Source organism: Rhizobium sp. M10, assembly GCF_002531955.1.
Classification (GTDB): Bacteria; Pseudomonadota; Alphaproteobacteria; order Rhizobiales; family Rhizobiaceae; genus Rhizobium; species Rhizobium etli_C.
In genome coordinates this window covers 20955-32258 of record NZ_NWTA01000026.1, presented here as the reverse complement: position 1 = coordinate 32258, position 11304 = coordinate 20955, and the positions used below count along the sequence as shown (strand labels likewise).

General features: G+C 63.0%; 8 protein-coding genes. 5 read left to right on the top strand and 3 right to left on the bottom strand.

The annotated features are described in order from the left end of the window. Nucleotides 1–300 precede the first annotated feature (300 nt). Together putA and CO671_RS28235 are read right to left on the bottom strand one after the other, a co-directional pair. Complete coding sequence (gene putA, locus CO671_RS28240) at nucleotides 301–4008, bottom strand: trifunctional transcriptional regulator/proline dehydrogenase/L-glutamate gamma-semialdehyde dehydrogenase (protein ID WP_097608724.1); 3708 nt, start codon at nucleotides 4006–4008, stop codon at nucleotides 301–303. A 29-nt stretch (nucleotides 4009–4037) separates the two neighbouring features. Then, on the bottom strand, nucleotides 4038–4244 hold the full coding sequence (locus CO671_RS28235) for a hypothetical protein (RefSeq protein ID WP_097608723.1): 207 nt from the start codon (nucleotides 4242–4244) through the stop codon (nucleotides 4038–4040). A gap of 173 nt (nucleotides 4245–4417) precedes the next feature. Between CO671_RS28235 and CO671_RS28230 the strand changes: the two genes are divergently transcribed. Continuing rightward, entirely contained in the window at nucleotides 4418–4912 is a 495-nt protein-coding gene (locus CO671_RS28230; protein ID WP_097608722.1) for an Lrp/AsnC ligand binding domain-containing protein, read from the top strand. A 68-nt stretch (nucleotides 4913–4980) separates the two neighbouring features. Further along, entirely contained in the window at nucleotides 4981–6633 is a 1653-nt protein-coding gene (locus tag CO671_RS28225) for an acyltransferase (protein ID WP_097608721.1), read from the top strand. Here the strand turns inward: CO671_RS28225 and CO671_RS28220 are convergent, their stop codons facing one another. After that, nucleotides 6634–7521, bottom strand: a complete 888-nt coding sequence (locus tag CO671_RS28220; protein ID WP_097608720.1) for a LysR substrate-binding domain-containing protein — start codon at nucleotides 7519–7521, stop codon at nucleotides 6634–6636. Nucleotides 7522–7631: 110 nt separating this feature from the next. Between CO671_RS28220 and CO671_RS28215 the strand changes: the two genes are divergently transcribed. The 3 genes from CO671_RS28215 to CO671_RS28205 are packed head-to-tail and all read left to right on the top strand — an operon-like array spanning nucleotide 7632 to nucleotide 11286. Beyond that, nucleotides 7632–8885, top strand: coding sequence for an aromatic ring-hydroxylating dioxygenase subunit alpha (locus CO671_RS28215; RefSeq protein WP_097608719.1), 1254 nt, complete (start codon nucleotides 7632–7634; stop codon nucleotides 8883–8885). Beyond that, on the top strand, nucleotides 8875–9966 hold the full coding sequence (locus CO671_RS28210; protein ID WP_097608718.1) for a hybrid-cluster NAD(P)-dependent oxidoreductase: 1092 nt from the start codon (nucleotides 8875–8877) through the stop codon (nucleotides 9964–9966). The genes CO671_RS28215 and CO671_RS28210 overlap by 11 nt, the downstream gene beginning before the upstream one ends. Before the next feature lie 39 nt (nucleotides 9967–10005). After that, nucleotides 10006–11286: a Xaa-Pro peptidase family protein gene (locus tag CO671_RS28205; protein WP_097608717.1), complete on the top strand. Its 1281-nt coding sequence runs from the start codon at nucleotides 10006–10008 to the stop codon at nucleotides 11284–11286. The last annotated feature ends 18 nt before the right edge of the window (nucleotides 11287–11304 follow it).

The window sequence follows — 11304 nt, the reverse complement described above, 5'->3', positions numbered from 1 at the left end:
GAATAGACCCGTTCCAGTCGGCGGCTGCGCCCGAGGCCATCACGATAGGCATAACTATTAAAAGAATGGTCAATAGTGTCGAGTTTGTTCGCGAAGATGACCGAAGGCATATTTTTTCTGGCTCTTCTGCCGCGATTTTCTGGCAACCTCGCCCTTTCCTCGACGTCATCCTCGGCCTTGTGCCGAGGATCTGCTGCCCTATCGACGGAAGCCAGATCCTCGGCACAAGCCCGAGCATGACGAAAGAGGGCTCTGTCAGCGGCCTTGAGGGCGGACTTTTGACGCCCTCGTCGGTTTCGGTCAGCCGATCGCCATCAGGCTGGCATTGCCGCCGGCAGCGGCGGTATTGATCGAGGTCGAGACCTCTTCCAACAGCCAGTTCAGACAATAGGCCTCAGGATCGCTGGCAAGCTCTTCGCTCGTGGCGGCCTGAACCAGGAGAAGCGGACCGGGCAAAGCCGCAATCCTTTTGTTGACCGCGTGGACCCTGTCGCGATCCCCCTCGACGAGCGCGCCCGAGAAAGGCCCGTCTTTTTCCCAGTCCGAGGTCCAGGAAATGCGGCTGGCGACCGCCGCCGGAAGATCGGCAAGCACCGATTTCGAGAGGGAACCGGCATCCACCGCGACATGATTGCCCGTTGCAAGGGCTGCGGCGATCTGGCGATAGAGCCCGCTCTCCGTCTGCGGCACGAGCAGAATGCGGCCGCGCGGATGCAGCGCGTAAAGATTGCGCTCGCCGACCGGGCCGGTGAGCTCGCGTTCGAGCCCAAGTGCCGAGCGGCCGGCATAACCGCGCGCCGCCTCCCCTTTGCCCGACAGGCCCTTCTTGTCGAGCCAGACGATGTAGTCGCGCAGGGCAAGGTCCGTATGAACCGAATCCTGCTGCGGCGGCACCGGGGCGCGCTGCACCAGGCGGCCGATATAGAGCGGACCGCCTGCCTTCGGACCCGTTCCCGACAGGCCGCGGCCGCCGAAAGGCTGGACGCCGACGACGGCGCCGATGATGTTGCGGTTGACGTAGAGGTTGCCGGCCTTGATGCGGCTCGTCACATGCACGATGGTTTCGTCAAGCCGCGTGTGAAGTCCGAATGTGAGGCCGTAGCCCGAGGCATTGATGTCGTCGATCAGGCGGTCGAGTCCGTTTCTCTTGAAGCGGTAGACATGCAGGACCGGTCCGAAGACCTCCTTGGTCAGATCCGACAGCGACTTAATCTCGATGATTGTCGGCGGAACGAAAGTGCCCGCCGCCGCACTTGCGGGCAGCGCCAGCTGCTCCACCTTGCAGCCGGAGCCGCGCATCTGCTCGATATGCTGGTCGATCTCGGCCTTGGCGCCGTCGTTGATGACGGGGCCGACATCGACGCTCAGGCGATCGGTACGGCCGACCGTCAGTTCACGGAAGGCGCCCTTCAACATGGCAAGCGTCCTGTCGGCGACATCGTCCTGAAGGCACAGGACCCTGAGCGCCGAGCAGCGCTGGCCGGCGCTGTCGAAAGCGGAGGCAATGACGTCGGCCACGACCTGCTCGGCCAGTGCCGAGGAATCGACGATCATGCCGTTCTGACCGCCGGTTTCGGCGATCAGCGGGATCGGTTTGCCGCTCGACGACAGCCGTTCGGCCAGCTGCGCCTGGATCATGCGGGCGACCTCGGTCGAGCCGGTAAACATGACGCCGGCGGTTTCCGGAGCCCCGACCATGCCGGCGCCGAGCCGGCCGCTGCCGGGCACGAATTGCAGAGCGCCGACCGGCACGCCCGCCTCGTGGAGAATCTTGACGCTCTCCGAGGCGATGATCGGCGTCACGCCGGCGGGCTTGGCCAGCACGGGATTGCCGGCCACCAGCGCCGCGGCCACCTGTCCGGTGAAGATCGCCAGCGGGAAATTCCACGGGCTGATGCAGACGATAGGCCCAAGCGGCGCGTGGGAGGGCCCAAGGGTCTTGCGCGCCTGTTCGGCGTAATAGCGCAGGAAATCGATCGCCTCACGCACTTCGCCGACGGCGTTGGCCGCGGATTTGCCGGCCTCGCGCATGACGATGCCCATCAGGGTTTTGATCCGGGCCTGCATGATGTCGGCCGCCCGCTCCAGGCAGGCCGCCCGTTCGGCCGGCGGCACGGCCGCCCATTGCGGTGCATAGTCGGCCGCCATCGCAACGATACGGGCCGCCTCCTCGACTTTTAACTCGGTGACCGTGCCGACGACGTCGCGGTGATCGGCAGGATTGAGAACGTCGCGCGTTACTCCGTCGGTGGTGCCATCGGCGAGGATCGGAAGCACATGCCACGGGCTCGCGGCCGTGGCGGCGAGCGCCTGCGCCAGATCCGTCAGCGTCGCCTCGTTCGAGAGATCGAGCCCGTCCGAATTGGCGCGGGCATGGCCGTAGAGCGCCTTCGGCGCAGCGATCTGCACATGAGGAGCGCCGACGACAGGCATGGCAGCAACGGTCTCGGCGGGATCGGCGATCAGCGCCTCGACCGAAACGTTCGGATCGGAGATGCGGTGCACGAAGGAGGAGTTGGCGCCGTTCTCGAGGAGGCGGCGCACCAGATAGGCGAGCAACGTCTCATGGGTTCCGACTGGCGCATAGATGCGGCAGGGCCGGTCGAGCTTTTCCTTGCCGACGACCTCGTCATAGAGCGGCTCGCCCATGCCGTGCAGGCACTGGAACTCGTATTTGCCGACCGCGAAATCGGGACCGGCGAGATGATAGATCGTCGCCAGCGTCTGCGCATTGTGGGTCGCGAACTGCGGGAAAACCGCATCCGGCGCACCGAGCAGCTTGCGCGCGCAGGCGATATAGGCGACGTCGGTGTAGATCTTGCGGGTATAAACGGGATAGTCGTCGAGGCCATCCAGCTGGGCGCGCTTGATTTCTGCGTCCCAATAGGCCCCCTTGACCAGACGGACCATCATCCGGCGCCCGGACCGGCGGGCGAGATCGATAATGTAATCGAGCACCAAGGGGCAGCGCTTGCCATAGGCCTGCACGACGAAGCCGAGCCCGTTCCATCCGGCAAGCTCCGGCGCGAAGCAGAGCTCCTCGAGCAGATCGAGCGAAAGTTCCAGCCGGTCGGCCTCCTCGGCATCGATATTGAGGCCGATATCATAGGTCTTGGCGAGAACGGCGAGCGCCTTGACCTTGGGCAGCAATTCTCCCATCACGCGACGGGCCTGCGCCCTGACATAGCGGGGGTGCAGCGCCGAAAGCTTGATCGAAATGCCAGGGCCGTCATAGATGCCGCGTCCGTTCGAGGCCTTGCCGATGGCGTGGATCGCCTTTTCATAATCCTTGAAATAACGCTCGGCGTCGGCGGCCGTCGTCGCGGCCTCGCCCAGCATGTCGTAGGAATAGCGGAAGCCGCGCGCTTCGAGCGGCCGGGCGCGCTTCAGCGCCTCCTCGATCGTCTCGCCGGTGACGAACTGCTCGCCCATCATGCGCATCGCCATGTCGACGCCGCGACGGATGACCGGTTCACCGGCCCGCGCGATCAGCCGCGTCAGCGCTGCCGACAGGCTGCGGGCGTTGACCGTCGACGTCAGCTTGCCGGTGACGACGAGACCCCAGGTGGCGGCGTTGACGAACATCGATTTGCCGCCGCCGATATGCGAGGTCCAGTTGCCCTCGGCGATCTTGTCGCGGATCAGCGCGTCGCGGGTGTCGGTATCGGGAATGCGCAACAGCGCTTCGGCAAGGCACATCAGCGCCACGCCTTCCTGGCTGGAAAGCGAATATTCCTGCACCAGCCCTTCGACGCCGGTGCCCTTGTGCTTGGCGCGCAAGGCTTCGATCAGCGTGCGAGCGGTGCTGCGGATGTCATAGCGTTTCGCCTCGGAAACGCGCGCGGCCGCAACGAGCGGCGGCAGGCATTCGGTTTCCGGACGGCGATAGGCTGCCGTGATCGCCTGGCGAAGTTCCGATTGCGGCCGGATCGGCGGCGCAAAAGCGGCGAACGGCGCGCCGCCGGCAGGTTCTTTGGAGGATGCGGGGTCGATCGCTGCGTTCAACATGGGAAATCCCTGATCAGTGAATGTTTCGTCTAACGGATAAATGGAACACCGGGCTCATCATCCCAGGTGGCATCGTCCGTGAAAATCGGGCCGGAATATTCCGTCTCGCGGAGCGGGCGCGCATCCGGCTTGTCGCGCTTGAGGGTGAATGCCGCCGCCACGGCTTTTATCGCCAGTGGTCGATAGTGAACGAGCAGATCCGGCTTTTGATCCTCACCCGTCTCTTTCTTGTGCATGTCACTCCCCATTTTGCGTTCGGCGCCGACAGCGGTCCCGGCAAGCTGCCGGCCGGTGGGACGCGTTCCTCCACTGCCGGCACATAACCTATCACAGGCACAAATCGCGATCTTACTTGATTTTCGCCATTTTCAGGCTGTATGAACTTATTAATTCACCCGTGAGAGTTCAGATGGCTGCAGAAACCGATTTCTTTAGTGAATTGGACCAATTCGACAGAAAGATCCTCGCCGCGCTCGCCGAGGACGGCAGGCTATCGATCACCGACCTCGCCGCGCGGGTCGGATTGTCGAAGACGCCGTGCCAGATCCGCTTCAAGCGGCTGATCAGCGACGGCTATATCGAAGGCTTCAAGGCCGTCCTCAATCCATCAAAAATGCAGCTCGACCACATCGCCTTCGTCGAGGTTAAACTTTCCGACACCCGCGAGGATGCGCTGAAAAGCTTCAATGAAGCGATCAAGAAGATCCGGGAAGTCGAAGAGTGCCATATGATCGCTGGCCGGTTCGATTATCTCCTCAAGATCCGCACCCGCGACATCGGCCGCTACCGCCGCGTTCTCGGCGAACGCATCTCGACGCTGCCCCATGTTGCCAACACCTCGACGAACGTCGCGATGGAGACGATCAAGGAAGGCTGGGACAAATTCGGCTCGAGCCTTTCGTGAAGGAAGACGGCTGCCGACAGTCCTGCTAAGCCGATATTCGGCGACTGAAGCCGAGTGCGAGGGTCAAAATGGATCAAGCCAATAGCGTCCCATTATCGGCGAATGAACAGCGAGAAGCGCGCCGGCTGCAATATCTTCCCTGGGAGCGCATCGCGGAGGATCTCGACCATCCCGCTCATTGCGCCCGCAAGGCAGAACTCCGGCGATCCTGCGGCGCCGAATTGGCCGAAACCTCCTATATCGCCGAAAATGCTGCGATCTTCACCGAGAGCCTGGCGATGGGCGAGCGGTCCTGGATTGCGGGGCATGCGCTCGTGCGGGGCGATGTGATCCTCGGCGAGGATTGCTCGATCAATCCTTATGCCTGCGTTTCCGGCAGGGTCACGTGCGGCAACGGCGTGCGGATTGCCTCGCATGCATCGATCGTCGGCTTCAATCATGGATTCGACGATCCCGATCGGCCCATCCATCGCCAGGGCGTCGTCAGCATCGGCATCTTGATCGGCGACGACGTCTGGATCGGTGCCAATTGCGTGATCCTCGATGGCGTCACGATCGGTAACGGCGCCGTCATTGCTGCCGGGGCGGTCGTCACGCAAGATATTCCTGCGCTTGCAATTGCCGGCGGCGTACCGGCAAAGGTGCTGCGGAGCCGGGGCACGCCCACCAGGAAATCCGGCAACGGAGAGATCGAAGATCGACTGGTCAGGCTCGGGCAGAAGGCGAAAGAGCAATGGCCTGACATCCTTGCGCGCTGGAAAACACCTGAGGGCTATGAATCGCTGGAAGCCGACGGGATCAGGCGGCCGGCGATCCGGCATCTCTGCGACGCCATCGAGATCGCTGCCGGCTTCGATCAGCTGCCGCCCGGACTCGATGCGGCGCAAACCGTCGAGCGACTCCAGGGTCTTCAGGATCGGGAGACAGGTCTCTTTCCGGAAGCGCATTCGCGTGTGCCGGGCCGGGCGTTGAGAGACGATCCGAAGGCGCTCTACAACATACTTTCAGTCGGCTATGCGCTCGAACTGCTCGGCTCCGGGCCACGGCAACCAATCCCGGCGGTTCAGATCGATGCTCCGGAGCTGGAGCAATGGCTGAGCGCCCTGCCCTGGTCGAGCCGGGCATGGCATGCCGGCAGCGTCGTCGATGCCATCGGAACCGCGATGTATTTCAACGCCAGGTATTTCGGCATCAGCGGGCCGCGACAGGCGCTCTTCGAGTGGCTGAGCCGCAATGCCACCAGCGTTTCCGGCCTCTGGGGCGAGCCGACGGCGCTGGAGGGATGGCTCCAGCCGGTGAATGGATTTTATCGCCTGACGCGCGGCACCTACGCGCAGTTCGGCATGCCGCTTCCGCACCCGCATGCCGCGCTCGAGACGGTTCATCTGAATTATCGCAACCACAAAGGCTTCGTTGCCGAGAAATACAATGCCTGCAACCTGCTCGACACGATCCATCCTCTCCTGCTGATCGGGCGGCAGACCGATTACCGCCGGACCGATGGCGAGGCGATCGCCCGCGGCCTGATCTCCCGAGCGCTCGACAGATGGCGGGATGGCGAGGGTTTCCCATTCGCCGACGGCGGCGAGCCGAGCCTGCAGGGAACGGAAATGTGGCTTTCGGTCATTCACCTGGCAGCCGATTTCCTCGGCCTGGCGGATCAGTTCGCCTTCGTTCCGAAGGGCGTTCATCGAACGGCGACCCCAGGCCTCGGCCTCTGATCAACCGTGCAGCGAGGCCGTCAGCCAAGCGGCGGCGAGATCGCGCGCATTGCTGCGCTTGGCTTTGATCGGCACGATCACGTTGTAGCGGCCTTCGGCGGCAAGCTCGGTTTCCGTAGCAGGCACCAGGGTTCCGTCCTCCAGGAAGGTGCCGATCAGCATGCGCCAGCCAAGAGCGATCCCCTGCCCCGCACGCGCAGCCGCGATGCTTTCGGTGTAGTGGTTGAAGCGAAGCGATGGCTTGATCTCGATATTACCGCCGGTCAGCGACACCCATTGCGCCCAGCCATACCAGGAACGATCGAGCACATCCGTTTCGATGAATTCGTCGGCGGAGCCGAGCGGGCCATTTCCCCGGCGCCGGAGGTGGTCGGGAGAGCAGACCGGGCAGACGACGTCGCCACGCGAGGCAATGACGGTTCCATCGCTGAAGGGCGGCACGCCGTATCGGATCGCCACGTCGATCTCTCCGTCATCCAGACTGATCGGGTTATCCTGGGATATGACCCGTACCAGAATACCGGGATTGGCCCGGCGGAATTCGGCAAGCCGCGGCAGCAGCCAGAAGGAAGAAAAGGCGACGGTCGCGCCGATCGTCACCACGTCCTGGCTGCGCGACTGGATCGCTTCCACGCTTTCCGCGATATCGGCAAAGCTCTTCGCCAGCGTCGCGCCGAGGCTGACGCAGGCCGGCGTCGGTTCGATCGCCCGGTGCTTGCGCAGGAACAGCGGCTGGCCGAGCTCCTCCTCTAGCGATGCAATCTGCCTGCTGACGGCCGCCTGAGTGACGCCGAGCTCCGTCGCTGCCAGCGTGAAACTTTTCCTGCGCAGCACCGCTTCCAGCGTCACCAGCGCCGTCAGCGACGGCAGCCGTCTTCGAAACTGCATCTCGAAATCCTCTTCACATGAGAAAATATTATGTGAGCGTGATTTTTTATGCCGTTGAAAGCCCGGTGCTGCAAGCGCAATCTAGGGAAACTCTCACATAAGAGGTTCTCATGCTAAACAGGCTTCCTTCTTCCATTTCGGCGCTTCTGGACTCCCGCGCGGACGGCCATTCGCTGCCGGCCGGCCTCTACATCCGCGAAGACGTGTTCGAAGCGGATATCGATGTCTTCTTCCACAAGCACTGGATCTGCGTCGGCCTCGACTGCGATGTTCCGGAGCCCGGCGACGCCACCGTCGTCGACATCGGCACGACAAGCCTGATCCTCCTGCGCGACGACGACGGCGAAATCCGCGTGCTGCACAATGTCTGCCGCCATCGCGGCTCCCGTCTTCTCAACCCGGGCAAGACGATCGTTTCGAAGCTCGTCTGTCCCTATCACACCTGGACCTATGAGCTGACGGGCGAGCTTAGCTATGCCCCCCATATGGGCAAGGATTTCGACAAGGACTGTCACGGTCTGAAGCCGGTTACCTTCAAATCGATCGGCGGCCTGATCTATGTCTGCCTGTCCGACAATCCGCCGGAGGACATTGCCGGCCTCGAACAGGCGATGGTCGAGCGTCTCGCGCCCTACGACATCCGCAATGCCAAGATCGCCCACCAGACCGACGTCATCGAGGACGGCAACTGGAAGCTGACGATGGAGAACAATCGCGAGTGCTATCATTGCTCCGCGAACCATCCAGAGCTCTGCGTCTCCTTCGTCGATCTCGACTTCGGCTTCGATCCCGAAACGCTGAGCCCCGAAGACCGCGAACAGGCCGAGGAGCATTTCCGGCTCTACGAGGAACGCACCCAGGCATGGGAAGCCGATGGCTTCCCATCCGCCGCCATCGAGCAGCTCGCCGACTGCGCCACCAATTTCCGCACGCAGCGGCTGATCATCGCTGGCGCCGGCGAATCCCAGACGCATAACGCCACCGCCGCCTCTTCCAAGCTCCTCGGGCAAATGACCCGCAAGGATCTCGGCGACACCCATCTCTGGGGCCATAACAGCTGGAACCATTTCATGGGCGACCATGCCGTCGTCGCAACCGTCATCCCGCTTTCGGCCGGCAAGACGCTGGTCCGCACCAAGTGGCTGGTCCACAAGGACGCCGTCGAAGGGGTCGATTACGACCTCGACAAGCTGACGGATGTCTGGGTCGCAACGACGGATCAGGACGCCGACCTCGTCGCCCGCTCCCATGCCGGCGCTCTCGATCCCGCTTATCAGCCGGGGCCCTATTCCCGCTTCTCCGAGACGAACCTCGACAAGTTCGCCACCTGGTACATCGACCGGATGCGCGCTCATGGATACTAGGAACCCGCAAGCGCCGCTCGCAAAGGCAGCCCGTCACGATGTCTGGAATCCCGAGGAAGACGATGCGCTCGTCTGCCTCGACGTCCAGCAGGAGACCCATGACGTCAAGACCTTCACCTTCGCCTCCCCTCACGGGAAGCGGTTCGCCTTCAAGGCCGGCCAATATTTCCTGTTCGACCTGGAGCACAATGGAGAGGCTGAAAGCCGCTGCTACAGCATCTCCTCTTCACCGCATCGCACGAACGCCTTCTCGGTAACGGTGAAGCGCGTTCCGGGCGGCAAGATCTCCAACTGGCTTCACGACACGCTGGTGCCGGGAGCGTCGGTCAAGGCGAACGGCCCGCTCGGCCATTTCGTCCGGTCCGAGGCGGCAAAGCCGAAGCTTCTGCTGCTCTCCGGCGGTTCGGGGATCACCCCCGTCATGTCCATTCTGCGTGAACTCGCCGACAGCTGCGAGCCTGCCGACGTCATCTTCATGCATGCGGCGCGCACGCCGCTCGATCTGATCTTTCGCGACGAACTCGCCTGCATCGCCCGCAAGCTGAAAGGGCTGCGGCTGCATTTTCTGCCGGAAACGGTTGCGGGCGAACCCTCCTGGTCCGGCCTCACCGGCCGCATTTCGGCGGATTATCTCAGACTGGCGGTTCCCGATATCGCCGATCGCACGGTGATGTGCTGCGGCCCCGCCCCATTCATGGCGGCGGCCCGCGGCATTGCCGCCGAACTCGGCGTTCCCGCCCCCCATTATCTCGAAGAAAGTTTCGACGCTGCCGTCATCGACGAGCCTGAAATCCCCGCGATCCAGGAAGCGGCCGCCAGGGTCTTTCAGGTCACCTTCTCCAAGCAGGCCCGCAGCATCGAGGTCACAGGCGACCAGAGCGTGCTCTCCTGCGCGAAGAAGGCGGGCGTCAGGATACCATCCTCCTGCGCCAATGGCGTCTGCGGCACCTGCAAGTCGAAGCTCACCTCAGGCGCGGTCGACATGAACCACAATGGCGGCATCCGCCAGAGGGAAATCGACGCCGGCTTCTTCCTGCCCTGCTGCTCGAAGCCGCTCAGCGATCTCGTCATCGAACGCTGAGCGACACCGCATCAATCACCGATAACAGGGATCATCCCGATGCTGCGAGACGAAACCGATTCCGTCGAGCTGAGCGGCTCGGCCGTCTTCAAGGACGAGCGGAAGCAGGCCTACCTCAACCCCGATGGCGCGGACCGGCCGCTCATCAGTCCGGTGCCGGCCGCGACCCTCGACCGCGCGCGCCGCTACCGGCTGGAACGGCTGCGCATGAAGATGCGCGAATGGGATTGCGGCGCGCTGCTGCTCTATGATCCCGTCAACATCCGCTATGCCTTCGACTCGTCGAATATGAGCATCTGGACGATGCATAATCCGTCGCGCTACGCGCTGATCCTGGCCGACGGCCCGGCCATCATGTTCGAATTCGAAGGCGCCGAGCACGTCAATGACGGGCTCCCTGGCATCGATGAGATCCGGCCTTCGAAATCCTGGATCTTCTTCACGGCAGGCAACCTCGTGGAACCGCGTCTGAAGGCCTGGGCGGACGAGATCGCCGACATCGTCAAGGGCAATGGCGGCAACAGGCGCATCGCGGTGGATCGGCTCGAACCGGCAGGCGCCTTCGAACTGACGGAACGCGGCTTTACGCTGCTCGACGGCCAGGAACTCGCCGAACGGGCGCGGTCGATCAAGAGCGCCGAGGAAATCGAGCTGATGCGCTGGACGATCCGCGTCTGCGAAGCGGGCATGGCGCGCATGTACGAGGTTTCCGAGCCGGGCCGCACCGAACGAGAAATCTGGGCCGAACTGCACTTCGAAAATGCGCGCAGCGGCGGCGAATGGCTGGAGACCAAGCTGCTGACTGCCGGTGCTAGAACCAATCCCTGGTATCAGGAATGTTCTGATTACGTCATCAAACGCGGCGAGATGATCGCCTTCGATACCGATATGATCGGCCCCTATGGCTATTGCGCCGACCTCTCGCGCTCATGGACCTGTGGGCATGTCGCGATGAACGGCAAGCAGAAGGAAATTTACGCCGCGGCCAGGGATCAGATCGAGCACAATCTTTCCATCATCAGGCCCGGCATGGCGTTCCGGGAGTTCAACGAACTGTCGTGGCGGATCCCGGAAAAATACCAGCCCTATCGCTACACGCTTGCCCTGCACGGCACCGGCATGGCCGATGAATGGCCGGGCGTGCTGCTGCATCCGGATTTCGATCCTGATTTCAGCGGCATCATCGAGGAGGGCATGGTGCTCAACGTCGAAAGCCTGATCGCCGAAGCCGGCTCGGAAAGCATCAAACTGGAAACCCAGGCCCTGATCACATCAAAGGGAGCCGAGCGGCTGGACAGCTTCCCCTGGGAAGAGGTCTGAGACGTCGGTGCCGAACCG